The organism is Aquitalea sp. ASV15, assembly GCF_016429115.1.
In the GTDB taxonomy this organism is placed as follows: Bacteria; Pseudomonadota; Gammaproteobacteria; order Burkholderiales; family Chromobacteriaceae; genus Aquitalea; species Aquitalea magnusonii.
In genome coordinates, this window is record NZ_JAELTZ010000197.1 from 1 (window position 1) to 310 (window position 310).

Sequence of the window (310 nt, forward strand, 5' to 3'; positions counted from 1 at the left end):
CCCCCCCCCCCCCCCCCCCCCCCCCCCCCCCCCCCCCCCCCCCCCCCCCCCCCCCCCCCCCCCCCCCCCCCCCCCCCCCCCCCCCCCCCCCCCCCCCCCCCCCCCCTTTTTTAATGATACGGCGACCCCCGAGATCTACACTGTTGTTCGTTCGTCGGCAGCGTCAGATGTGTATAAGAGACAGGTGCTGAACGATGCCTTTGGCCAGCGCCAGGTGTCCACCATCTACAACCCGCTCAACCAGTACCATGTGGTGCTGGAAGTGGCGCCGCAGTTCTGGCAGAACCCGGAAGGCCTGCGCAGCATCTAT

Annotated in this window: 1 protein-coding gene; it reads left to right on the forward strand. The window is 70.6% G+C overall.

Annotated elements, in window-relative coordinates:
- Window positions 1–310, forward strand: a 310-nt coding sequence (locus JHD64_RS21490; RefSeq protein WP_199055715.1) for a hypothetical protein, incomplete at both ends; no start/stop codon positions are given.